Source organism: Sphingomonas canaveralia, from assembly GCF_047238125.1.
Lineage (GTDB): Bacteria > Pseudomonadota > Alphaproteobacteria > Sphingomonadales > Sphingomonadaceae > JBDFMH01.
This window is the reverse complement of sequence record NZ_JBDFMH010000001.1, coordinates 968,098-992,114: the sequence shown is the minus strand read 5'-3', so window position 1 is coordinate 992,114 and position 24,017 is coordinate 968,098. Positions and strand designations below refer to the sequence as shown.

General features: G+C 68.1%; 22 protein-coding genes and 1 pseudogene. 15 read left to right on the top strand and 8 right to left on the bottom strand.

Annotated features, from left to right (window positions below; translation table 11 throughout):
• Positions 1 to 4: 4 nt before the first annotated feature.
• The 4 genes from ABC347_RS04715 to purM all read right to left on the bottom strand — a co-directional run bounded on the left by ABC347_RS04715 (position 5) and on the right by purM (position 3,145).
• Positions 5 to 337, bottom strand: coding sequence for a hypothetical protein (locus ABC347_RS04715; protein ID WP_413244583.1), 333 nt, complete (start codon positions 335 to 337; stop codon positions 5 to 7).
• Positions 338 to 377: 40 nt separating this feature from the next.
• Positions 378 to 1,004, bottom strand: coding sequence for a hypothetical protein (locus tag ABC347_RS04710; RefSeq protein ID WP_413244582.1), 627 nt, complete (start codon positions 1,002 to 1,004; stop codon positions 378 to 380).
• Positions 1,001 to 1,936, bottom strand: a complete 936-nt coding sequence (gene purN / locus ABC347_RS04705; protein WP_413247000.1) for a phosphoribosylglycinamide formyltransferase — start codon at positions 1,934 to 1,936, stop codon at positions 1,001 to 1,003. Before purN ends, ABC347_RS04710 begins: the two co-directional genes overlap by 4 nt.
• Before the next feature lie 111 nt (positions 1,937 to 2,047).
• Entirely contained in the window at positions 2,048 to 3,145 is a 1,098-nt protein-coding gene (purM, locus tag ABC347_RS04700) for a phosphoribosylformylglycinamidine cyclo-ligase (RefSeq protein ID WP_413244581.1), read from the bottom strand.
• Positions 3,146 to 3,207: 62 nt separating this feature from the next.
• Here purM and ABC347_RS04695 point away from each other — a divergent pair, with 62 nt between their 5' ends.
• From ABC347_RS04695 to ABC347_RS04670, 6 genes and pseudogenes are all read left to right on the top strand, one after another.
• Positions 3,208 to 4,473: a heavy-metal-associated domain-containing protein gene (locus tag ABC347_RS04695; protein WP_413244580.1), complete on the top strand. Its 1,266-nt coding sequence runs from the start codon at positions 3,208 to 3,210 to the stop codon at positions 4,471 to 4,473.
• Positions 4,470 to 5,090 carry an HdaA/DnaA family protein gene (locus ABC347_RS04690; protein WP_413244579.1) on the top strand — a complete coding sequence of 207 codons (621 nt, stop codon included), beginning with the start codon at positions 4,470 to 4,472 and terminating at the stop codon, positions 5,088 to 5,090. The genes ABC347_RS04695 and ABC347_RS04690 overlap by 4 nt, the downstream gene beginning before the upstream one ends.
• Positions 5,077 to 5,724, top strand: a pseudogene (locus tag ABC347_RS04685) (DUF389 domain-containing protein). The gene ABC347_RS04690 and the pseudogene ABC347_RS04685 overlap by 14 nt, the downstream one beginning before the upstream one ends.
• A gap of 24 nt (positions 5,725 to 5,748) precedes the next feature.
• Positions 5,749 to 6,300 carry a hypothetical protein gene (locus ABC347_RS04680; RefSeq protein WP_413244578.1) on the top strand — a complete coding sequence of 184 codons (552 nt, stop codon included), beginning with the start codon at positions 5,749 to 5,751 and terminating at the stop codon, positions 6,298 to 6,300.
• 281 nt (positions 6,301 to 6,581) lie between these two features.
• A complete protein-coding gene (locus tag ABC347_RS04675; protein ID WP_413244577.1) occupies positions 6,582 to 8,750 on the top strand; it encodes an RNA degradosome polyphosphate kinase in 2,169 nt (722 codons plus the stop codon).
• A 40-nt stretch (positions 8,751 to 8,790) separates the two neighbouring features.
• Positions 8,791 to 10,287: a Ppx/GppA phosphatase family protein gene (locus ABC347_RS04670; RefSeq protein ID WP_413244576.1), complete on the top strand. Its 1,497-nt coding sequence runs from the start codon at positions 8,791 to 8,793 to the stop codon at positions 10,285 to 10,287.
• Between the two features lie 33 nt (positions 10,288 to 10,320).
• Here ABC347_RS04670 and ABC347_RS04665 read toward each other — a convergent pair whose 3' ends face one another.
• Both ABC347_RS04665 and rnd read right to left on the bottom strand, forming a co-directional pair.
• Complete coding sequence (locus ABC347_RS04665; RefSeq protein ID WP_413244575.1) at positions 10,321 to 10,617, bottom strand: I78 family peptidase inhibitor; 297 nt, start codon at positions 10,615 to 10,617, stop codon at positions 10,321 to 10,323.
• Positions 10,614 to 11,789, bottom strand: a complete 1,176-nt coding sequence (gene rnd / locus ABC347_RS04660) for a ribonuclease D (protein WP_413244574.1) — start codon at positions 11,787 to 11,789, stop codon at positions 10,614 to 10,616. The genes ABC347_RS04665 and rnd overlap by 4 nt, the downstream gene beginning before the upstream one ends.
• Positions 11,790 to 11,879: 90 nt before the next feature.
• Here rnd and aspS point away from each other — a divergent pair, with 90 nt between their 5' ends.
• The 3 genes from aspS to ABC347_RS04645 all read left to right on the top strand — a co-directional run bounded on the left by aspS (position 11,880) and on the right by ABC347_RS04645 (position 15,326).
• A complete protein-coding gene (gene aspS / locus ABC347_RS04655; RefSeq protein ID WP_413244573.1) occupies positions 11,880 to 13,667 on the top strand; it encodes an aspartate--tRNA ligase in 1,788 nt (595 codons plus the stop codon).
• A 152-nt stretch (positions 13,668 to 13,819) separates the two neighbouring features.
• The gene (locus ABC347_RS04650) at positions 13,820 to 14,608 is read left to right on the top strand and encodes a polyphosphate kinase 2 family protein (protein ID WP_413244572.1); all 789 of its coding nucleotides are present in this window, start codon (positions 13,820 to 13,822) and stop codon (positions 14,606 to 14,608) included.
• A 46-nt stretch (positions 14,609 to 14,654) separates the two neighbouring features.
• The gene (locus ABC347_RS04645; protein ID WP_413244571.1) at positions 14,655 to 15,326 is read left to right on the top strand and encodes a DUF2490 domain-containing protein; all 672 of its coding nucleotides are present in this window, start codon (positions 14,655 to 14,657) and stop codon (positions 15,324 to 15,326) included.
• On the opposite strand, the gene greB is transcribed toward ABC347_RS04645, so the two are convergent.
• Positions 15,327 to 15,815 (bottom strand): transcription elongation factor GreB, encoded by a 489-nt coding sequence (gene greB, locus ABC347_RS04640; RefSeq protein WP_413244570.1) that lies wholly within the window; start codon positions 15,813 to 15,815, stop codon positions 15,327 to 15,329.
• Positions 15,816 to 15,833: 18 nt separating this feature from the next.
• Positions 15,834 to 17,831 carry a lytic transglycosylase domain-containing protein gene (locus tag ABC347_RS04635; protein WP_413244569.1) on the bottom strand — a complete coding sequence of 666 codons (1,998 nt, stop codon included), beginning with the start codon at positions 17,829 to 17,831 and terminating at the stop codon, positions 15,834 to 15,836.
• A 106-nt stretch (positions 17,832 to 17,937) separates the two neighbouring features.
• On the opposite strand from ABC347_RS04635, the gene dapA reads away from it, so the two are divergent.
• The 6 genes from dapA to recA all read left to right on the top strand — a co-directional run bounded on the left by dapA (position 17,938) and on the right by recA (position 23,915).
• Positions 17,938 to 18,813 (top strand): 4-hydroxy-tetrahydrodipicolinate synthase, encoded by an 876-nt coding sequence (gene dapA, locus ABC347_RS04630; protein ID WP_413244568.1) that lies wholly within the window; start codon positions 17,938 to 17,940, stop codon positions 18,811 to 18,813.
• A gap of 6 nt (positions 18,814 to 18,819) precedes the next feature.
• Complete coding sequence (gene smpB, locus ABC347_RS04625; protein ID WP_413244567.1) at positions 18,820 to 19,302, top strand: SsrA-binding protein SmpB; 483 nt, start codon at positions 18,820 to 18,822, stop codon at positions 19,300 to 19,302.
• Positions 19,302 to 19,865 (top strand): DUF2062 domain-containing protein, encoded by a 564-nt coding sequence (locus tag ABC347_RS04620; RefSeq protein WP_413244566.1) that lies wholly within the window; start codon positions 19,302 to 19,304, stop codon positions 19,863 to 19,865. The genes smpB and ABC347_RS04620 overlap by 1 nt, the downstream gene beginning before the upstream one ends.
• 94 nt (positions 19,866 to 19,959) lie before the next feature.
• On the top strand, positions 19,960 to 22,362 hold the full coding sequence (locus ABC347_RS04615; protein ID WP_413244565.1) for a hybrid sensor histidine kinase/response regulator: 2,403 nt from the start codon (positions 19,960 to 19,962) through the stop codon (positions 22,360 to 22,362).
• A gap of 32 nt (positions 22,363 to 22,394) precedes the next feature.
• Positions 22,395 to 22,754, top strand: coding sequence for a response regulator (locus tag ABC347_RS04610; RefSeq protein WP_413244564.1), 360 nt, complete (start codon positions 22,395 to 22,397; stop codon positions 22,752 to 22,754).
• 87 nt (positions 22,755 to 22,841) lie between these two features.
• Positions 22,842 to 23,915, top strand: a complete 1,074-nt coding sequence (gene recA / locus ABC347_RS04605; protein WP_413244563.1) for a recombinase RecA — start codon at positions 22,842 to 22,844, stop codon at positions 23,913 to 23,915.
• The last annotated feature ends 102 nt before the right edge of the window (positions 23,916 to 24,017 follow it).

Here is a 24,017-nt window from a genome sequence, read left to right as displayed (position 1 = left end):
CGGATCAGAGCCCGGCATCACGGCAGTGAGCCTCCAGCCTGAGCAGCTTGGGATGGTCCGAGCCATGTTGAATGCGCAGGCGGGGCAGCGCGGCGCAAGCCGACCTTTGCGCCGGGGACGGGCTTTGTGACCCTGGGCGAGGCGTGCGCAGCAGCGATCGGGTCAGCGCGTCCTGCCGCACGACCGCGCCATGATCCTCGATTTGGGTCGTCGGCAGATCCTGCGCGGTCGCAGCAGAGCCGGCGAGCAGCATGAGGCCGAGCGCGCGCACAGAAGGGTTCGACGGTTGCCGTTTCATCTGCGGACCAACGAGCTTATCCGTCGATCGGTCCAACATGGTGCGCCGATCCGCCCCGGCGATACGGCAAGCCCCGTGATCAGCCGCCGGCGCGGGTCTTCCAGGCGGCTTGCAGGCGCTCGGCTGATTGGGCGGGCGTTGCTGGGCCGATATAGCTGAGGCCGGTCAACCGTACGTCGCGATCGTTCAGCAGGCCGCCGCCCGAGAAGCGATAGCCGACATCGTAGAGCCCGATGGCGGTGCGGATCTCGCCGGCGCTCCAGAAACGGGTGGTGATCAGCACCGGCAGCCGGCGATCGCCGCGGGCGCCGTCCTTCGCGCCCTTCAGCGCGCGGCGCAGCGGCTTCTCGATCCAGTCGGCTTCTATGCGGGCATCACCGGTGGTCTCGACCGCGCCGAGACCGAGCGCAGCCGGGAAGCGGATCGTCTGCCCCTGGATCGACTGGTCGGCGCGGAGCGAGGCGATCTCGAGCCGGCGGCCATCTTCGTCTGCGGCACCACCCAGCGCGATGCTGGCCGCCTGTGCGGTCTGGCGGCGCTCGACCTTCGTCTGCTCGACGGTGGCGTCGCGCCGCTCGCTCCAGTTGAGCCAGAGCGTAAGGCCGGAGATGGCGACCGCGGCCACCGCCAGCAGTTCGCCCAGATTGATCCAGCGGCGGCGGATGCGCGCGGCTTCCTCGCGCGGGGTCTCGGGCTCGTCGCTCACAGCAGATCGGCCAGCTTGCGGGGCGCGACCAGTCGCCAGCTCGCGATCAGCCGCTGATCGACCCGATCCCAATCGGGATCGCCGCCGTCCAGCCGCAGCCCGACCCAGCCGGCGGCGCCATAATAAGCGGGGCGGTAATAAAGGTCGGGATCGGTCTCGATCAGCATCTCCTGCTCCTCGATGCCGCTCGTCTTCGTCAGCAGCGATATCGTGCCGCTGCCATGATGATTGTCGCTGAAATAGGCGAAGAATTTGCCGCCTTCGATCAGGAAACCGGGCGCGCCGTGCGAGATCTTCTCGGTTGCACGGGGCAGCGCGAGCGCGCGGGCGCGGACCTCCGCCAGCAGCGCATCGGGGCGGATGGCGGCGGTCACCAGTTCGGCCAGCACGCGCGGATAGAGCTGATGCTCGGCGATCAGCACGCGCGCGGCCAGCGTCTCCGTCGTATCGCCGGGCAGGATCGCGACGCGGGTCTGTCCGAGGACCGGGCCGTCGTCGAGTTCGGGCGTGACGAGATGGACCGAGCAGCCGGCGTATGTATCGCCAGCCTCGAGCGCGCGGGCGTGCGTGTCGAGCCCCTTGTAGAGCGGGAGCAGCGAGGGGTGGATGTTGACCATCCGCCCCGCCCAGCGATCGACGAAGCCGGGCGAGAGCAGCCGCATGTATCCGGCCAGCGCGACATGGGTGACGGCGGCGCGGCGCAGCTCGGCATCGATGCGATCGTCGAAATCGGCGCGGGCCATCCCCTTGTGGCTGAGCGCGAATGTCTCGATCCCTTCGGCGCGGGCATGGGCCAGACCGGGCGCGTCCGGATCGTTGGCGGCGACCAGCACGATTTCGTACGGGCAGTCGGGCGTGCGGGATGCGTAAAGCAGGGCGGCCATGTTCGAGCCGCGACCCGAGATCAGCACGCCGACGCGGGCTTTCATGATGCGCGGACCACTGCGACAGTCACCCCGGCGAAAGCCGGGGTCCAGGTCAGCAGGGGCGACGTTCGTGACGCTGGATCCCGGCCTTCTCTAGGATGACGATGTGTGCTCGGCTCACGCCACATGCGTCGCTTCCCAGGGCGCGCGGGCGCTCCACGTCTCGGCCGATCCACGCACGGTGCAGCCCTTGTCGCCGACATCCACGCGGCCGATGCGGAACACGGTCTCGCCGGCCGCACCCAGCGCGGCGGCGACGGCATCGGCCTGTTCCTCCGCGACCACCAGCGCCATGCCGATGCCGCAGTTGAAGGTGCGGGCCATCTCCTCGGGCTCGATCGCGCCCTGCGCCTGCAGGAACGCCATCAGCCGCGGCTGCGGCCAGGCATCGGCATCGATCGCGGCATGCGCGCCTTCCGGCAGCACGCGGGGGATATTCTCGAGCAGGCCGCCGCCGGTGATGTGCGCGAGCGCGCGGATCGCGCCGGCGCGGACCAGCGGCAGCAGCGATTTCACATAGATGCGGGTGGGCGCCATCAGCGCATCGATCAGCAGCACTTCCTGATCGAACAGCGCCGGCCGATCGAGCCGCCAGCCCTTGTCCGCCGCCAGCTGGCGCACTAGCGAATAGCCGTTGGAATGGACGCCGGAGGAAGCGAGACCGAGAATGACATCGCCGGGCGCCACGCGATCGCCGGTCAGCGCCTGCGCGCGTTCCACCGCGCCCACGCAGAAGCCCGCCAGATCATAGTCGCCGGGCGCGTACATGCCCGGCATTTCCGCGGTCTCGCCGCCGATCAGCGCGCAGCCGGCAATGCGGCAACCCTCCGCGATGCCGGCGATCACGCGTTCGGCCACTTCGCCGTCGAGCTTGCCGGTCGCGAAATAGTCCAGGAAGAACAGCGGCTCGGCGCCCTGCACGATCAGGTCGTTCACGCACATCGCAACCAGATCGATGCCCACGCCATCGTGCCGTCCGCTGTCGATCGCCAGCTTCAGCTTGGTGCCGACACCGTCGTTCGCGGCGACCAGCAGTGGATCGCTATAGCCTGCCGCCTTGAGATCGAAGAAGCCGCCGAAGCCGCCCAGTTCGGCATCGGCGCCGGGGCGGCTGGTGGCGCGCGCCAGCGGGGCGATCGCCTTGACAAGGGCATTGCCCGCCGCGATCGAAACGCCCGCGCGGGCATAGCTGTAAGGGGTTGGGGTCGTAGCCATGCGATGGCTGCTATCGACATCGGGCTTGGATTTCCACGCCCAACTCGCCACAAGGCGGCGCAATGACCCGGTCGCAACGCTCCCTGGCCCTTCTTGCCGTGCTGGCCGCGGCTGCCGGAGCGGGCACGATCCTGCTTGCCCAGATCGAGGGCAGCGACCGCGGCGTGCCGCCGATCGACAGCTCGTCCAGCTATGAGGTCACCGGCGTCGCCGTCGACGTATCGGGCAAGGATGCAGAGACCGCGCGGCTGGGCGGCTGGCGCCAGGCGCAGCGGCTGGGCTGGAGGATGCTCTATGCGCGGATCAACGGCATTTCGCCGAAGGCAGCGCCGGGCCTGCCGGACGGCACGCTCGATTCGATCGTGGCGGGCATTGTCGTCGAGCAGGAACAGGTCAGCGAGCGGCGCTATATCGCGCGGCTGGGCGTGCTGTTCGATCGCGCGCGCGCCGGGCGGCTGCTGGGCGTGCAGGGCCGGGTGGCGCGATCGGCGCCGATGCTGGTGATCCCGGTAATGTGGTCGGGCGGCGCGCCGGTCAGCCTGGAACGGCGTAATCCGTGGCAGGAGGCCTGGGCGCGGTTCCGCACCGGGGGCAGCCCGGTGGATTATGTGCGGCCGGTCGGCAACGGTGTCGATCCGCTGCTGCTGAATGCGGCGCAGGCGCGGCGGCCTGGGCGGATCTGGTGGCGGATGCTGGTCGACACCTATGGCGCGTCGGACGTGATCTCGCCTGAGATCCACCTTCGCCGGCTGTGGCCCGGCGGGCCTGCCACCGCCACGCTGATCGCGCGGCACGGACCCGATAACCGGCTGCTGGAACGGATCGAACTGCGATCGGAAAGCGGCGAGACGCTGGCCGCGCTGATGGATCGCGCGGTCGGCGCGCTCGACGGGGCCTATGTGCGCGCGCTGCGCGACGGCCGGCTGGCGCCCGATCCGACGCTGGTGCTGGAAGAGGAAGAGGATCCCGAGCTGCTGGAAGACAGCCTGGCGGACGATCCGCTGGCCGAGGCGACACCGCTCGGCGGCACGCTGCTGACGCTGCAGATCGATACCGCCGATGCCGCTGCGCTGGGCGCGGCCGAATTGGCGCTGCGTGCAGTGCCGGGAATGCGGCAGGTGACTCCGCTCAGCCTGGCGCTGGGCGGCGTATCGGTGATGCGCGCGATCTACGACGGCGATGTCGAAGGGCTGCGGATCGCGCTGGCGGCCCGCGGCTATCAGGTGGCTGATGCGGGCGGCGGGCAGCTGCGCATCCGCCGCGGTGCGCCCGCCGCCGCCCCGCCGCCCGCCACCGTTCCGGATCCCGCCGAACCGGCGCAGCCATGAGCCAGATCGCGCTGCCGTTCGACTGGCCGGCCCAGGCGGACGAGCGCGATTTCATCGTTTCCGACGCCAATGCCGCCGCCGTTCGCCAGCTCGATCATCGCGCGCTGTGGCCGGTGCAGGCCTGCGTGCTGGCCGGCCCGCGCAAATCGGGCCGCAGCCTGCTCGGCCGCATCTTCGCCGGGCGCAGCGGCGGCACGCTGATCGACGATGCCGATCGCCGGCCCGAAGAGGAGCTGTTCCACGCCTGGAACCGCGCGCAGGCGGATCGCCGACCGCTGCTGCTGGTGGCCGAACGCGCGCCGCCGGCCTGGGCGGTGCGGCTGCCCGATTTGCGATCGCGCCTGGCGGCCACGCCCAGTGCCACGATCGCCGAGCCCGACGATGCGCTGGCGACAGCGCTGGTGGAACGGCTGCTGGGCCGGCGCGGGCTGGCGGCCTCCCCCGAACTGCTGGCCTATCTCGGCCGGCGGGTGGAACGCAGCTATCTGGGGATCACCCGGCTGGTCGACGCGCTGGACGAACTGGCACTCGCCAAGCGGCGCGGCGTGACCATCCCGATCGCGCGCGCCGCGCTGGAACGGGTGGGCATGGCCGCCCGGCAGGATGAGATGCTCTGACGAGTGTGTTGAATTGCGGCAGCGGGATCGCAGGCTGGAGCAGGCACATGTGGTTGGCGAGGGGCATCACGCCGCGGTTGTGGTGCAGATCTCCGAACAGTCGGGTTGGAGCCGCGCCTATCTGTTCGCGATCGTCATATCGGCCGGACTCGCGATCCTGGGGCTGCTGCTCCCATCGACCGCGGTGCTGATCGGCGCGATGCTGATCTCGCCGCTGATGATGCCAATTATCGGGCTGGGCTTCGGCATCGCGACCTTCGATCTGGCCGAGATGCGGCGCGCCGGCATCGCGCTGGCGCTGGGATCTCTGATCGCGGTTGCGTTATCGGCGGCGTTCGTCGCGGTCTCGCCGATCCAGACGGTGACCAGCGAGATCGCGATCCGCACCCGGCCCAACCTGTTCGATCTGCTGGTGGCACTGCTTTCCGCGCTGGCCGGTGTGTACGCGCAGATCCGTTAACGCAGCACGACCGTGGTGGGCGTCGCGATCGCGATCGCGCTGATGCCGCCACTGGCTGTGATCGGATTCGGCTTGGCGACGCAGAACTGGACGGTGCTGGGCGGATCGCGGCTGCTGTTCCTGACGAACCTGGTGACGATCGCGCCGACAGCGGCGGTGGTGGCGCGACTCTAAGGGTCCGGCGCGCACCTCTCACCCATGCAGACGCGGCTGCAGGGTCTGCTGATCGTGATCGGGCTGGCCGCGCTGGCGATCCCGCTGGCGGGCGCTGAGCAGATCGCGGTCGAATCGGTCGCACGGCGGCAAATCCGCGATGCGGTGCTGATGCCGTTCGGCGATGCCGCGCGGATCAGCCAGCTCGATATCGATTTCGATCGCCGACCGGTGATGGTGCGCGCGGCGGTGCTGACCCCGGCGGTGGTGCCCGATGCCGACCGGCGGTGGCGAACGCCCGGCGCGCGGCGGCGATGCCGCTCGACCTGCATGGCGACCAGATCCACGTCGGGTTCGAAACCGGAGCGGGGGAAGCCGCGCAGATCGCCGCGGCGCGACCCGGCGATCGCGGGCCAGACCGCCGAGCGGGTGGCCGGCGCCGTAGCGCGGATCGCAGGCGTGGCGCCGGATGCGCTGGTGGTCGACAGCGAGGCGCGCCGGATCGGGGACGGTTCGCGCCGCTGCCCGGCGCAACGCGCGCCACCTATTGCGCGCTCGAGGCGCGCGCGGCGGCCGAGGGGTGGACGATCCTGCTGACGCCGCCTGCGATCTCGCCGGCGGCGGTGCGGTTCACCGGGAAAGTGCCCGATCCCGCCGGGCTGGCCGATGTCGCATGGGGTGCAGAGCGGCTTGGGCGATCGCCGTGGGCGACGGCCAATTCGAAGCGGTGGCGGCACCGCTGCGCGTGCGGGGAATCGCAGTGGTGCGCGCGGCCGGCAGCGGACCGGCGGGCGGGGCCGGCATCGCCTGGGCCGCGCCGGACGGCCGATCGCGCTACAGTCATCGACGATTCACGCGATTGCGGCTAGGTTGCGTTGATGGACGATGCCGCCCCCATTACCCCTGCTCCGATCGAGGATGGCGAGGCGCATGCGCCGATCGCGCCACGCAACCGCTACTTCAATCGCGAGCTTTCTTGGCTGGCCTTCAATCAGCGCGTGCTGGACGAAGCCTGCAATACGGCGCACCCGCTGCTGGAACGGCTGCGCTTTCTGTCGATCTCGGGCAATAATCTCGACGAATTCTTCATGGTGCGGGTGGCCGGCCTGAAGGGGCAGCTGCTGCAGGATGTCGACACGCGATCGCCAGACGGGCTGACGGTGGCGCAGCAGCTGGCCGCGATCGAGGCGCGTGCCGATGCGCTGATGGCGTCGCAGCAGGCAGTGTGGGTCACGCTGCGCGCGGAGCTGGAAAAGGCCGGGCTGGCGGTGCTGGAGGAGAACCAGATCCGCGGTGACGATTTCGAATGGCTCGAAGCGCATTTCCGCGAACAGATCTTTCCGGTGCTGACACCGCAGGCGCTGGATCCGGCCCACCCGTTTCCCTTCATTCCGAACAAGGGCTTCAGCCTGATGTTCGATCTCCGTCGCTTGTCCGATGGCGAGCCGATCCTGGAACTGGTGATGGTGCCTGGCACGTTGCCGCCCTTCATCCGCCTGCCTGGCGAAGCCGCGCGCTATGTGGCGATCGAGACGCTTATCCGGCGGATGGTGCACATCCTGTTCCCCGGTTACGCGGTCAACGGCACGGGCGCGTTCCGCCAGCTGCGCGACAGCGACATCGAGCTGGAGGAGGAAGCAGAGGATCTGGTCCGTTTCTTCCGCTCCGCGATCAAGCAGCGCCGCAAAGGCCGTGTGATCCGGCTCGAGATGGAAACCGGCATGCCCGAGAATCTCGAGCGGCTGGTGAAGGACGAGGTCGGCGGCAGCGAGACGCTGGTCACCGATACCGCCAGCTTCCTGGGCATCGCCGAGCTTGGTTTCCTGGTCGACGAGGATCGGCCCGATCTGAAGTTCCCGGCGTTCAGCCCGCGCTTTCCGGAACGGATCCGCGAGCATGGCGGCGATTGCTTCGCCGCGATCCGGTCGAAGGACATCGTCGTCCACCATCCATATGAGAGCTTCGACGTGGTTCTGGCCTTCCTGCGCCAGGCCGCGGCGGACCCGGACGTGGTCGCGATCAAGCAGACGCTCTACCGTGCAGGCAAGCAATCGGCGGTGATCAAGGCGCTGGTCGATGCGGCCGAGGCGGGCAAATCAGTGACTGCGGTGGTCGAGCTGAAGGCCCGGTTCGACGAAGAGCAGAACCTGCTCTGGGCCAGCCAGTTGGAGCGCGCCGGCGTGCAGGTCGTCTACGGCTTCATCGACTGGAAAACGCACGCCAAGATATCGATGGTGGTGCGGCGCGAGGGCGGGGCCTATCGCACCTACTGCCATTTCGGGACCGGTAATTATCATCCGGTGACGGCGCGAATCTATACCGACCTGAGCTTTTTCACCGCCGACGCGCGCGCCGGCCGCGATGCGGCGATGCTGTTCAACTACATCACCGGCTATGTCGAGCCGACCGACCTGGAACTGCTCACGATCTCACCCCACGGTCTGCGCGACAGGCTTTCCGAAGGGATCGATGCGGAAATCGATTCGGCGCGGGCGGGCCAGCCGGGGGCGATCTGGGCCAAGATGAATTCGCTGGTCGATCCCGCGATCATCGAGAAACTGTATCGGGCAAGCGCGGCGGGCGTGCAGGTCGATCTCGTCGTGCGCGGCATCTGCTGCCTCAGGCCCGGCGTTCCCGGCCTGTCCGATAATATCCGCGTCAAATCGGTGATCGGGCGTTTCCTCGAGCATAGCCGGATCATCTGTTTCGGGAACGGCGCGGCGCTGCCGAACCGCGACGCCAAGGTCTACATCTCGTCGGCCGACTGGATGCCGCGCAACTTCGACCGGCGGGTCGAATATATGCTGCCGATCGAGAATCCGACGGTGCACGCGCAGATCCTGGACCAGGTGATGGTGGCCAACCTGATCGATACGGAGCAGAGCTGGTGGCTGCAGCCGGACGGCGATTATGTGCGCGCGACCAAGGGTACGCGGCCGTTCAACCTGCATCGTTACTTCATGACCAACCCGTCGCTGTCGGGGCGCGGGGCGGCACTGCAGCGGTCGGGATCGGTGCCCAAGCTCAGCCTGAAGCGACGGGGATAATCCTTCCGCGCACGATCCGATCCCGCTATCCGGGGCCGCAATGAAAAGGTCGCTCTTCTCGCGTGCCGAGCGCGTGGTCCCGCTGGCTGACGGCCGTCTGGGCATCATCGACATTGGATCCAACTCGATCCGATTGGTCGTCTACGACCGGATCGCGCGGGTGCCGGCGGTGCTGTTCAACGAAAAGGTGATGGCGGGGCTGGGCAAGGGGCTGGCCCGCGACGGCCGGCTGGACGACGAATCGGTCGCGCGCGCGCTGGCCGCGCTCGATCGGTTCCGGATGCTGGCGGATCGGATGGGCGTGACGCAGCTGCGCACCGTGGCCACCGCGGCGGTGCGCGAGGCCGCGAACGGGCCCGACCTGCTGGTGCGGCTCGCCGCGATGGGGCTTTCGATCGAGCTGCTATCGGGCGAGCAGGAAGCGGAGATGGCGGGGCAGGGCGTGCTGGCCGGCATCCCCGATGCGGACGGCGTGGTCGGCGATCTGGGCGGGGGCAGCCTCGAACTGATCCGGATCGGCGATGGGCAGGTGCGCGAACGCGCCTCGTTCCCGCTGGGTGTGCTGCGGCTGGGCGCGATCCGTGCGCGAGGGCCGCGTGCACTGGATCGCGCCGTGGCGCAAGCGCTGGAGGCGTGCAGCTGGGGCGATCGCGGGCGCGGGCTGCCTTTCTATCTGGTCGGCGGATCGTGGCGCGCGCTGGCGCGGCTCGACATGCATCTGACAGGCTATCCGTTGCCAATCGTGCATCATTACCGGATGCCCGCCGAACAGGCGCAGCGGCTGGTGCGGGTGCTGGCGCAGGTCGATCGCAAGCGGCTGCGCGCCATTCCCGACCTGTCGTCCTCGCGCATCCCCACGCTGGCCGATGCAGCGGCGCTGTTGTCGGTCGTGGTGCGGCGATTGGGGTCGAGCGGCATGGTGGCCTCGTCCTATGGGCTGCGCGAAGGGCTGATCCATGTCTCGCTTCCCGACGCGGTGCGCGAACAGGATCCACTGATCGTGGCCGCACGCGAGGAAGGCGAGCGGCAGGGGCGTTTTCCTGAACATGGCGACCTGATCGATCGCTGGATCGCGCCGCTGTTCGCCGGCGAATCGTCCGGCGACGAGCGGATCCGGCGCGCGGCTTGCCTGCTGGCCGATGTCGGCTGGCGCGTGCACCCCGAATTCCGCGCGCAACGTGGGCTGGAGACCGCGCTCCATGGCAACTGGGTCGGCATCGATGCGCGCGGCCGCGGCATGATGGCGCAGGCGCTGGAGACCAGCTTCGGCGGAGGTAGCAGCGGGATCGATGTCGTCGCAAAGCTCTGCACGCCGGAGGAGATTGCACGCGCGCAGCGGTGGGGGCTGGCGATCCGGCTCGGGCAGCGGCTGTCGGGCGGGGTGGCCGGGCCGCTCAAGCATGGCCGGCTGGCTGTGTTCGACGGGGGGCTGGTACTGACCCTGTCCGGAGCGGATGCGCCGCTCTATGGCGAGGCGGTCGAGCGGCGGCACAAGGCGCTGGCCGCGGCGATGGGGTTGAAGGCGGTGCGGGGCTAGGGTTGGTCCTCCCCGTGCCGGGGAGGATTCCCCTCAGCCGCAGCGGACCGCCTTGATCTTGCCCGCCTCATCCAGCTCGACGTTCACTCGGTCCTGCCGATAATCCATCGTCACTGCCATGCCCGGTTCGATCCGACGCGCGGCGCGCGAACCGGTGGCGATGCGGATCGATTCGACCGCGGCCGGATCGCCGATAGCGCCAAGGAATTTCTGGCCGGGGGTCGCGTCGCAGGGGCCGTCGGCGGGCACGGTTTCACCCACCGGCGGACGATCGTCGGCCGGGGCGCAGGCGGACAGCAGCAGCGTTGCAGGCAGGATCAGGCGGATCATGCGTCGTCTCCGGTACGGGTCATCTTCAGCTTGCCGTCGATCACGGCGAAGGCCAGCCGTCCTTCGACCAGATCCAGCGCATCGCGGCCGAACTGCTCGTAGCGCCAGCCCTCCAGCATCGACAGGCCATCGCGCCGGCCCGCGGCCAGCAGCTCAAGCTCTTCGGAACGCGCGATCAGCTTGGAGGCGACATCGGCGTCTCGCGCGCGGATCTTCAACAGCAGCTTCAGCAGGTCCGCGACCAGCGCGCCATCCTTGCCGAGACCCGGCTTGCGATCCTCGCGCGGCGGCATCTCCGCATCGGGCAGCGGGCCGGCGGCGGCCAGCACCGCGATCAGCCGCCCGCCGATATCGTTGCCGGCCCAGCTGGCGGAAAGCCCGCGTACCTTGGCGAGATCGGCCTGCGTGCGTGGCGGATGGCTGGCGAGATCGGCCAGCGTCTCGTCCTTCACGATGCGGCCACGCGGAATATTCTTGTTCTGCGCCTCACGCTCGCGCCAGGCGGCCAGCGCCTTCAGCCGGCCCAGCACCTCGGCCTTGCGGCTGTTCACCTTCACCCGCGTCCAGGCCAGCTCGGGCACGTTCACATAGCTGCCGGGATCGCCCAGCCGGTCCATCTCCTGATCCAGCCAGGCCCCACGATCCTTCTTGCGCAGCCTGTCCAGCATGCGCGGGAAGATTTCGGCCAGATAGGTGACGTCGCCGATCGCATAGTCGATCTGGCGCTTGTCGAGCGGGCGGCGCGACCAGTCGGTGAAGCGGGCGCCCTTGTCCAGCTTCACGCCCAGAAAGCTCTCGACCAGGTTCGAATATCCGATCTGTTCGCCCATCCCGAGCGCCATCGCGGCCACCTGCGTGTCGAACAGCGGATAGGGGGTCTTGCCGGTCAGGTTGTGGATGATCTCCAGATCCTGGCCGCCGGCGTGGAAGACCTTCAACACCTCGTCATTTTCGACCATCAGGTCGAGCAGCGGCGCAAGATCGAGCCCCTTGGCAAGCGGATCGATCGCCGCCGCTTCATGCACGTCGGCAATCTGGATCAGGCACAGTTCCGGCCAATAGGTGTTTTCCCGCATGAATTCGGTATCGACCGTGATGAACGATGACTTGGCAAGCCGGGCGCACAGCGCAGCAAGCTCTTCGGTCGTGGTGATGAGCGGGTGAATCTTCATGGAATGGGCGCCTAGCCGCTTCGCCGCCATGACGCCAGTATCGGCCGCCGCGCTTGACAAATCGGGGCCGATCCCGTCTCCGCCAGCCCCATGCATATCTATCGTTCGCACAACTGCGCCGCGCTGACGGCGTCCGATGTCGGCCAGACCGTCCGCCTGTCCGGCTGGATCCACCGCAAGCGCGATCATGGCGGGCTGCTGTTCGTCGACCTGCGCGATCATCATGGGCTGACCCAGGTCGTGTGCGATGCGGATTCGCCCGCGCTGCCGGTGCTGGAAGGCGCGCGCACCGAAAGCGTGGTGACCGTGACGGGCGAAGTGAAGGCGCGGGCCGAGGGGACGGTGAACGCCAACCTGGCGACCGGTGAGATCGAGGTCTTCGCCCGCGAGGTGACGGTGCAGTCCGCCGCGCAGGAACTGCCGCTGCCGGTGGCGGGCGAGGCCGACTATCCCGAAGATATCCGGCTGCGCTACCGCTTCCTGGATCTTCGCCGCGAGCGCATCCACCGCAACATCGTGCTGCGATCGAACGTGATCTCGTCGATCCGCCAGCGCATGATCGCGCAGGGCTTCACCGAGTATCAGACGCCAATCCTGACGGCATCCAGCCCCGAAGGGGCGCGCGACTATCTGGTCCCCAGCCGCGTCCACCCCGGCAAATTCTATGCGCTGCCGCAGGCGCCGCAGATGTTCAAGCAGCTGCTGATGGTGGCCGGTTTCGACCGCTATTTTCAGATCGCGCCCTGCTTCCGCGACGAGGATGCGCGGGCCGACCGTTCGCCCGGCGAATTCTACCAGCTCGACTTCGAGATGAGCTTCGTCACGCAGGACGATGTTTTCGCCGCAATCGAGCCGGTGCTGCACGGCGTGTTCGAGGAATTCGCGGCCGGCAAGGCGGTGACGCCCGCGCCATTTCCGCGGATCGCCTATCGCGATGCGATGCTGCGCTACGGTTCGGACAAGCCTGACCTGCGCAACCCCATCGAGATCAGCGACGTCACCGATCATTTCCGCGAGAGCGGCTTCGGCATCTTCGCCCGCATCGTCGAAGGCGGCGGCGTCGTCCGCGCGATCCCGGCGCCGGGGGCGGGGGCCAAGAGCCGCAAATTCTTCGACGACATCAACGACTGGTCGAAGAAGGAAGGCCATGCGGGGCTGGGCTATATCAACATCAAGGATGGCGTGCCCGGCGGGCCGATCGCCAAGAACCATGGCGAGGATGCGACCGGGAAGCTGATCGCGGCGCTGGGCCTGGGGCCGGACGACGGCGTGTTCTTTGCGGCGGGCAAGGAACTGCAGGCCGCCAAGCTGGCCGGCGCCGCGCGCACGAAAGTGGGCGAGGAGCTGGGTCTGATCGAGCAGGGCGTGTTCAAATTCTGCTGGGTCGTCGATTTCCCGATGTTCGAATATGACGAGGACGCCAAGAAGGTCGACTTCAGCCACAACCCCTTCTCGATGCCACAGGGCGAGCTTGAGGCGCTGGAGACGATGGATCCGCTCGATATCCTCGCCTACCAGTATGACATCGTCTGCAACGGGGTGGAGCTGTCGTCCGGCGCGATCCGGAACCACAAGCCCGAGATCATGTACAAGGCGTTCGAGATCGCCGGCTATTCGCAGTCCGATGTCGACACCAATTTCGCGGGCATGATCAACGCCTTCAAGTTCGGCGCGCCACCGCACGGCGGATCCGCCCCGGGGATCGACCGAATCGTGATGCTGCTGGCGGACGAGCCGAACATCCGCGAGGTCGTGCTGTTCCCGATGAATCAGAAGGCGGAGGATCTGATGATGCAGGCGCCGTCGCCGGCCACGGCCAAGCAGCTGCGCGAACTGCACATCCGCGTGGTGGAGCCGCCGGCTAAGTCACCGTCCTAATTCGTCGCCCCTGCGGAGGCAGGGGCCCATGTCTGCCGGGTTGGCCGACTGGTTGCCTTGTGGCCTGCCGCCGGATGAGCCGCTGACAAAAGCCGCGTGGCAAATCATACAGCCATGGGCCCCTGCCTGCGCAGGGGCGACGGAGTGGACCCATGATCGACCTCGCGGACCATGAGACCGGCGCCAAATATCCGGGCAATTATGACGCCGATCTCGCCGCGCTGCAGGAGCGGCTGGCGCGGATCCAGGTCGCGCACATCGTCCACCGTCGTAGCGCGGTGATCGTGCTCGAAGGCTGGGATGCGGCGGGCAAGGGCGGCGCGATCCAGCGGCTGACCGCGGAGTGGGATCCGCGTCATTTTCAGGTGTGGCCGATCGGCGCGCCCTCGGCGGAGGAAAAGGCGCGTCCCTTCCTCTGGCGGTTCTGGACCAAGTTGCCGGGTGCCGGCGAGATCGCGGTGTTCGATCGAAGCTGGTATGGCCGCGTGCTGGTCGAACGGGTCGAAGGGTTCGCCAGCGAACGCGAATGGCGGCGCGGCTATGACGAGATCAACGAATTCGAAGCGCGGCTGAAGGATGACGGCATCACGATCGTGAAGCTGTTCCTGCACGTCGACCAGGCAGAACAGGACAAGCGGCTCGCGGCGCGGATCGCGCATCCGTGGAAGCGCTGGAAGATCAGCGCGGAGGATTTCCGCAACCGCGACCGGCGCGCCGATTATCTGGCGGCGATGGCGGACATGTTCCGCCACACCGATACGCGCTGGGCGCCGTGGCATGCAGTGGACGCAGGATCGAAGAAGGCGGCGCGGATCGCGGTGCTGTCGCACGTCGCCGACCGGCTCGAGAAGGCAGTACCGATGCAGGCACCCGATGCCGACCCGGAGGTGATGCGCCTCGCCCGCGCCCACGGGCTGATTGATAATCAGCAATCAAATTAAAGGTGCGCGCAAAGCGGGGCGGGGCGATGCGCGGCAATGCGGCGCGATGACTCGCTCCGCCCTCTTCTCGATCCTCTTGGCCGCAGCAACTGCAGCCCCCGCCCATGCCGCCGAATCCGATTTTCAGGCCTGGGGTGCTGCCACCGCCACCATTCCCGTCAGCGACCGACTGGTCGTCTGGCTGGAAGCGCAGGGCAGGTTCAGCGACGATGCCGGGCGGCTGGGCCAGCTGCTGCTGCGCCCCGGCGTCGGGGTGAAGCTCGATCCGACGACCACCGCATTCCTGGGCTATGCCTATGTTCGCACCGATCCGGTCGGCCGGGCGCGTACGCATGAGCATCGCATCTGGCAGCAGCTGTCGTTCCGCGCGATGGGCGACGGGAAGGGACTCACGGTGACCGGCCGCACCCGGTTCGAGCAACGCTTCGTGGAAGGATCGTCCGACATGGGGCTGCGCCTGCGCCAGTTGCTGCGGTTGACCGCGCCGCTGGCCGGCCCGGTGCGGGCGGTTGGCTGGGCAGAGGGCTTCGTCGCGCTTGACGATACGCGCTGGGGCCAGCGTAGCGGACTCGATCGCGTGCGCGGATTCGCGGGGGTCGCGTTTCCGGTCTCCAAGACGATCAGCCTGGAGCCCGGCTATCTCGGCGAACATGTGCGGCGGCCGGGGCAGGACCGGATGAACCACATCGCCAGCCTGACGCTGAACGCAGTGTTCTGATCAGCCGCCTGCGGGATAGGCGATCGCGATGATCTCCCACTCCTTGTCCCCGCCCGGCAGCGTCACCCGCCGGAGATCGCCGATCGCCGCCCCGCGGAGCGCGCGGGCTAGCGGGGCGTACCAGGATATGCGGCCCGCCGAGGCGTCGGCCTCGTCCTCGCCGACCAGCGTCACGGTTCGCTGTACATCGTCCTCGTCCGCCAGTGTCACGGTGGCGCCGAACCATACCCGGCCGCGATCGGTCTGCGCCGCAGGATCGACCACTTTGGCCGCCTTCATCCGCTTCGACAGCCAGCCGAGCTCGCGATCGATCTCGCGCAGCCGCTTGCGGCCATAGATATAGTCGCCATTCTCCGACCGATCGCCATTGCCCGCCGCCCAGGACACCGTCTCGACGATCTTCGGGCGCTCGACCGCGAACAGCTGCTCATAGCGGCGGCGCAGCGCACCGTAGCCGGCCGGGGTGATGTGGTTCGGGCGATCGACCATCGTCGGAAATACGGCAGCTCAGCCCGCGGTCTGCCGGCCGAGATAGGACGACAGGCGGTTGCGCGTCGTCATCCGCGGCCCCTGCGGGTTCAGCTGGTCGTAGACCACCGCATTCTCCAGCACGCGCTGGACATAGCCGCGCGTCTCGCTGAGCGGGATCGCCTCGATCCAGTCAAGCACATCCACCCCCGGCAGCCGCGGATCGCCGTTGGCGCGGATGAACTTGTTCACATTGCCCGGCCCGGCATTGTAGCTCGCCACCGCCAGCACATGATTGCCGCCATAATAGCTCAGCATCCGCTGATAGAAGCTGGATCCGAGCATGACGTTGTACTGCGGATCGCTGGTCAGCCGCGTATAGTCGTAAGGCAGGCCGATCTTGCCGGCCTGCTCGCGCGCGGTGCCGGGCATCAGCTGCATCAGACCCTTGGCACCGACGCGGCTGGTGGCCTCGCGATCGAACTGGCTTTCCTGGCGGCTGATCGCGTGGATCATCGTCCAGTTGTCCGCCATCGCGGGCGGCACCGCGATCGTCGGGAAGCCGAAGCGCATCGGTTCGTGCCCGCCTGCGCGAGCGCTGCGCGATACCATCACCGCCAGATCGGGCCGGCCGATGCTGCGCGACAGGTCGGCGGCCAGCTGATGCTCTTCGGGCGTCTTTGCCGAGCCTGCGATGGTGCGGATGAACAGGCTCTGGTCCTGCCAGCGCCGCTGCGCGCCCAGCAGGCGCGCCACGCGCACGATTTCCTGCCGCTGAAACGCGTCGCGCCGCGCGGGATCGACCGCCACCGGCATGTCGGGCGGCAGCATCGGCGTGGTGCCCAGCCGCTCGGCCGAAAGCTGACCGTAGAACTGGTCCGGATGGGTCGCCGCTTCGCCGAGCCACGCATTGCCCTGCGCGCTATTGCCGGCGGCCTGTGCGGCCCGGCCGGCCCAGTAGAGCCCCTTGGTCTGCGTCTGCGGGGTCTGCGCGGCGCGGGCGTAATCCTGGAACAGCTGCGCCGCTTCCGCCGGGCGGGCCAGCTTTTTCAGCGCGGTGATCCCGCCCAGCCAGACGAGGCTGGTATAATCGTCGCGCTCTGCCAGCGGCTTGTCGCGCACCGCAGTGCCGGCGGGATAGGCGAGCGCCGCCTTCTGCGCGATGCCGAGCGCGATCGTTGACTGATTGTCGTTGGCCGCGCCGCGAGCATGCAGCAACAGCCCGTCAAGATAGGCGGCGGGATCGGTCGGTGGCGCATCGAAGCGCAGCGGGCCGGCCAGATAGGCGCGGGCTGCGGCGCTCTGGCCATTGTCCCGCATCCAGCGCGCGCGATCGATCGCATAGCCGGCATCCTGATCGAACCGGGCGATCTCGCCGCGCCCGGTCTGCAGCGCCAGCCGCGCATCATATAGCGGGCGGCGGGCCGGCGAGACATAGGCGATCTGGCGCACCGCAGGCGCGGTGGCGCGGGCCCAGAGCAACGTCTCCATCCGCCGGTCATGGTCCTGCGGCGTGAACGCACTGCCGAAGCGGCCGAACAGCAGCACTTCGTCGGGCGGAGACAGGATGCCTGTCGTCCAGGCGCGGCGCGCGGCCGCTTGCGCCTCGGCAGTGCGGCCCATCGCGGCCAGCGCCTCGGCATGGCGGGCATGGCCGGTCACGCCCAGCGGCGGCATTGCGGCGAAATATGAAACGATCTGCGCCGGCGCGACGGTGGCATCGATCCGCTTTTCGGCGGCGCGCCGCATCGCGGCCTCGCCCGGCCAGCCGGGATGCGCGACCAGGAAGCGCGCATATTCGGAAAAAGCGAAACTGTCGGACTGGCGCAGCCGGTTCCATTCGGCCACCGCCGACGACAGCGGATCATAGGCCGGTGTCGCGGCCATCGCGACCGGGGCACGCGCCGGCGGTGGCGCCAGCACCGCGCCCGGCAGCGGCGCGGTCGGATCGTTCGCGATCGGGGTCTGTTGCGACAGCGTTGCGGCCGTCGCGACGGAAGCGAGCAGCACGCTCGGCAGGACAAGGCGCTTCACCATGCTGGACAGGGTGGGGGGGGCAACCTTATCTGGCGCTGAACGGTCTCGATGCTGGTTCATGCGGCCACTATGCGCCGCGCGCCGATCGAGGTGAAGGGAGTAGCGCATGTTTTCCGGATCTATTCCGGCCCTGGTCACGCCGTTCCGCGGCGGCAGGTTCGACGAACCTGCATTCCGCCGGCTGGTGGATTGGCAGATCGACAGCGGATCGTCCGCGCTGGTGCCGTGCGGCACCACCGGCGAAAGCGCCACAATGTCGATCGGCGAGCATAATCATGTCGTGCGCGTCTGCATCGAGCAGGCGGCCGGCCGGGTGCCCGTGATCGCGGGCTGCGGATCGAACGACACCGGTGTCGCGCTCGATCATATGCAGCATGCCAAGGCGGCGGGGGCCACGGCGGCGCTGGTGGTGCTGCCTTATTACAACCGCCCCAGCCAGGCCGGCATCAAGGCGCATTACGATCATCTCGTCGCCCACTGCGACCTGCCGATCATCGTCTACAATGTGCCGGCGCGCACCGTGACCGACATCAGCGTCGAGACGCTGGCCGAGGTCGCGCGGCATCCGACCGTCGTCGGCATCAAGGATGCCAGCGGCCGGGTGGAACGCGTCGCCGCCCAGCGGCTGGCGTGCGGCACCGATTTCTGCCAGCTGTCGGGGAATGACGACATGGCGCTCGGCTTCATGGCGATGGGCGGGGTCGGCTGCATCTCGGTCACCGCGAACGTCGCGCCCAAGCTCTGCGCGGAATTCCAGCGCGCCTGTGCAGACGGCCGCTGGGCCGATGCGCTCGCCCTGCAGGACCGGCTGTTCCCACTCCACGCCGCGCTGTTCAGCGATGCATCGCCCGGGCCGGTCAAATATGCGCTGTCGCGGGTCGATCCGTCCTTTCCCGTCGATCTGCGCCTGCCGATGACGCCGCCATCCGCGCCTTCGCGCGCCGCGGTCGATGCCGCGCTTGCCCATGCCGGCCTGGCCTGATCCTCGATGGCCCGTCCCAAGCCCGCCACGTTCGAGAAGACCAAGGTCGTCGCCGAGAATCGGCGTGCGCGCTATGAATATTTCCTCGAGGATTTCTTCGAGGCCGGCATCGCGCTGACCGGAACCGAGGTGAAGTCACTGCGCTTCGGGGAAGGTTCGATCGCAGAAGCCTATGCCGAGGTGAAGGGCGGGCAGGTCTGGCTGGTCAACGCCAACGTGCCCGAATTCAGCCATGGCAACCGCCACAACCATGAACCCAAGCGCCCCCGCAAGCTGCTGCTACACGAACGCGAAATCGCGAAGATGCAGGTCGGCGTGGCGCGCGAAGGGATGACGCTGATCCCGATGGCGATCTATTTCAACCCGCGCGGCCGCGCGAAGGTGGAACTGGCACTGGCGAAGGGCAAGAAGCTGCACGACAAGCGCGAGACGACCAAGAACCGGGACTGGAAGCGCGATCAGGCCCGCATCCTGCGCGAACGCGGTTGATGTTCGAAACCGTCCGGCGCTGGGCCGCCAAGACCATGCCGCGACGGGAAACGCTCGAGGGGATTCGCTGGCTGGCCCCGTTCGCGCACCGCATCTTCGTGCCCGCGCTGTGGCGGTTCACGCGGCGGTCGGTGCCGCGCGGCGTGGCGCTGGGGTTGCTGGTTGGCATCTTCCTGATGATCCCGGGCGTGCAGATCGCCGGGGCCGCGCTGTTCGCGTTGCCGTGCCGCGCCAACATCCCGATCGCGGCGGCGATGACCTTCCTGTCCAATCCCGCCACGACCCCGCTGATCCTGGCGGCCTCGCTGTTCGTGGGCAATCGCATGCTCGGCATGGGCGCGGACGTGACCTCGTTCATGCTGCTGTTCGAAAAGGGCGCCAGCTTCTCCGAATGGGTGGCCTGGGCCTTTTCGGAAGCCGCGCCGGCGATGATCTTCGGGCTGGCGGTGATCGCGATCGTCTCGGCCGCGATCGGCTATGTCGTCTCGGCACTGGGCTGGCGGCTCTGGATCTCGCACAAATGGGCGGCGCGCGGTCGCAACCGGGCGATCCGCCACGCCTGATCCCCACGCCGATGCGATGACGTCCCCCGCCGGCGGGACGAGGTCCCGGGCGGCGCGCTTGACGCTGCCGCCCGCCAGCGCCGAAAGAGGCGCGATGCCCGTCGCTTCCGCGCTCGCCCCCGCCGCCGATCCAGCCGCCCGCCCGTCCGAGGCGGCGGTGCTGGCCGGCGTCACGACCGCGCTGGCGCTGTCGATCGGGCTGCTGTGGTGGGTCACCGGATCGACGCTCGTCCCCGCGCTGTTCGCCGGCATCGCGCTGTGCGCCGGCGGCATTGCCCTGGCCGTGTCGCGGCTGCGCGTGCAGGCCGGGGCCGCCACCGGTGACGCCGATATCGCGCTGCTGGCCGCTGCCATCGCAGACGATCCGGTCGCGACCGCGATCACCGATCGCAGCGGCGCGCTGATCTGCGCGAACCCGGCCTATGAGGCGCAATTTCGCGGCCTGCCGATGCCGACGGCGATCGCGCTCGATGGTGATGGGCTCGATCGGTTGACCGCAGCCGGCCGGGCCGCGTGGCGCGATGGGCGGGGTGAGGTCGCGGGGTTGACGTCCGCCCGGCAGACCTATCGCGCCACGGTCGTCCGCGCCGGTGTCGGCGAGGATCATCTCGTCTGGCGGCTGGCCAGGGCGGAGGCGATCACCCCGGCCGAAGGCGCGCGCCGGCTGGTCGAGGGGCCGGGCGGCAAGCGCATGGGCCAGGCCGGCGTCATGGCCGCACTTGTCGATAGCGAAGGGCGGCTGACCAGCGCCAACCGCGTGTTCCTGGCCCGTGCGCTCGGCCGGCGCGATGCCGAGCCTGGCTTCCGCCCGTTCGTCGATCAGCTGCGGATCGGCGAGGACGGGCTGGTGCGCCTGGCGGCCGAAGGGGAAGATGGCACCCCGCTGCGCCTGGTGCAGATCCCGCTCGACGATGCCGGCACCGGCGTGGCGCTGTTCCTGATGCTGGACGAGGCGCCACACGTCGCGCTGTCGGCCGCGACCGGCGCGCCGGCCACCGCCAATGTCCACGCGCTGCTGGCGATGCTGCCGCTGGGGCTGGCGCTGTCCGATCGCGATGGCCGCTTCCTGTTCATGAACGATGCCTTCTGCCGCGCGGCGGGGCTGCAGTCGGGCCAGTCGGCGGTCTATCCGTCCGATCTGGTGGTGCGCGAGGACAAGGGCGCGGTGGCCGATGCGATCCGGCGCTTTTCCGCCGGGCGCGCGCATTCGGGCGATCTGTCGATCCGCCTGGCGAGCCGTCCGGAGGAGCCGGTCGCGCTCACCATCGCCGGCGCGAAAGGGCTGGGCGAGGCCAGCGTGCTGCTGAGCCTGAAGGACAATAGCGAGGAATCCCGGCTGAAGAAGCAGGTGGCGCAGGCCACCAAGATGCAGGCGGTCGGCCAGCTGGCCGGTGGCGTCGCGCATGATTTCAACAATATCCTGACCGCGATCCTGGGTTACTGCGAACTCATGCTGATGCGCCACACGCCCGGCGACAGCGACTATGACGACATCCAGCAGATCCGGCACAATTCCAACCGAGCCGCCGCGCTCACGCGCCAGCTGCTTGCCTTCTCACGCCAGCAGACGTTGCGTCCGCAGGTACTGCAGCTGCCCGACGTCATTTCGGAAATCTCGAACCTGCTGAAACGGCTGCTGGGCGAGACCGTGACCCTCACCGTCAAGCATGGTCGCAATCTCGGTGCGATCCGTGCCGATCCCGGCCAGCTGGAACAGGTGATCGTCAATCTCGCCGTCAACGCGCGCGATGCCATGCCGAACGGCGGCACGCTGACGCTGCAGACCTATTCGGTTTCGGCCGCCCAGGTTCGCAAGATCGGCTCCGATATCCTGCCAGTGGCCGACTATACCGCGCTGTCGGTGTCCGATACCGGCACCGGGATCCCGGCGGAAATCCTGCCGAAAGTGTTCGAACCCTTCTTCACCACCAAGGAAGTGGGCAAAGGCACCGGGCTCGGCCTGTCGACCGTCTACGGTATCGTCAAGCAGACCGGCGGCTTCATCTTCGCCGATTCGCAGCCCGGCGAGGGCACGTCCTTCACCATCTACCTGCCGGTCCATCTTGCCGATCCCAAGGCGGAACCGGCGCCCAAGGCGGCCAAAGAGCCTGCCGGCCTGCTATGGGGCACCGGCACCATCCTGCTCGTCGAGGATGAGGATATGGTGCGTGCAGTCGCCGAACGTGCGCTCAGCCGCCAGGGCTATCAGGTGCTGACCGCCGAGAATGGCGAACGTGCGCTGGAAATGCTGGAGCAGGGGGCATCGATCGACCTGCTGATATCGGACGTCGTTATGCCTGCGATGGATGGCCCGACGCTGGTGCGCCACGCGCGGGAGCGCAATCCAGCGCTGCCGATCCTGTTCATGTCGGGCTATGCCGAAGAACAGCTGCGCCGCTCGATCGACATCGACAATGTCGCCTTTTTGGCAAAGCCCTTTTCAGTTCAGCAACTTGGCGCCGCAGCGCGCGATGCGCTGGCCGCCAAAAGGCCCTAGCGGGGCCCGTGGTTCCTGCTATGGGGGCCGTAATGACTTCTGAACGATCGGTCCTCCTCGTCGAGGACGAGCCCCTTATCGCAATGATGCTCGAGGATTTCATCGAGACGCTGGGCCACAGCCTGGCCGGCAGCTGCGACACGGTCGAGGATGCGCTGGCAGCGGTCGCGGCCGGCGGGTTCGACCTCGCGATCCTGGACGTCCATCTGCGCGGGGGCGAACCCTGCTGGCCGATCGCCGATGCCCTGGAGGAGCGCGGCATCCCGTTCGTGCTTGCGACCGGCGGCCATGTCGCCGATCCGCCCGCGCGCCACGCCGGCGTCCGCACCTTGTCGAAGCCATTCACGATGGCCGGGGTGCAATCCGTTCTGGATGATGTCGACGCGGGCTGATGTTCCACTCTTGTTCCGCTGGAACAAATCATGTAAGTGATGCCGCAGGCGCAGTTGCGCTGGACCTCGGACGCAGGGGACGACATCATGGCGGCACAGTTGAAGCTCATCGGGACCGATAGGGAAAAGGCCGACATGGACAGGCAGAAGGCGCTCGATGCAGCGCTGGCGCAGATCGATCGCGCGTTCGGCAAGGGTTCGGCGATGAAGCTGGGCAGCCGCGAGAAGGTGGAGATCGAGGCGATCTCGACCGGATCGCTCGGGCTCGACATTGCGCTGGGCATCGGCGGCCTGCCGCGCGGTCGCATCATCGAGATCTACGGGCCGGAAAGCTCGGGCAAGACCACGCTGGCTCTGCATGCGATCGCCGAGGCGCAGAAGGCGGGCGGCACCGCCGCGTTCGTCGACGCCGAACATGCGCTCGATCCCAGCTATGCCAAGAAGCTCGGCGTCGATATCGACGAGTTGATCGTCTCGCAGCCCGATACGGGCGAGCAGGCGCTGGAGATCACCGATACGCTGATCCGCTCGAATGCGGTCGACGTGCTGGTCGTGGATTCGGTCGCGGCTCTGGTGCCGCGGGCCGAGATCGAAGGTGAGATGGGCGACAGCCATGTCGGCCTGCAGGCCCGGCTGATGAGCCAGGCGCTGCGCAAGATCACAGGATCGATCAGCCGTTCCAAGACGCTGGTGATCTTCATCAACCAGATCCGCATGAAGATCGGTGTGATGTACGGCAGCCCGGAAACGACGACCGGCGGCAACGCACTGAAATTCTATGCCAGCGTCCGGCTCGACATCCGTCGCACCGGCCAGATCAAGGATCGCGACGATATCGTCGGCAACGCGACCCGGGTGAAGGTCGTCAAGAACAAGGTCGCGCCGCCGTTCAAGCAGGTCGAATTCGACATCATGTACGGCGAGGGCGTCTCGAAGATGGGCGAGATCCTCGATCTCGGTGTCAAGGCTGGCCTGGTCGAGAAATCGGGCGCCTGGTTCTCCTATGATTCGATCCGGATCGGCCAGGGTCGCGAGAATTCCAAGACCTATCTGAAGGAGAATCCCGAGCTGGCCGAAAAGCTCGAAAAGGCGATCCGCGCCAATGCGGCGGGCGTCGCTGAACAGATGATGACCGGGCCCAGCGCCGACGACGACCTCTGACCGCCGTTCCGGCCGCCGCCGATCGATCGGATCGGCCGGCCGGGGGCGTGTACAAGCGCTGCTTTCGCTGCTTTCGGCCGAGGCGGACAGGATGAAGCCCGG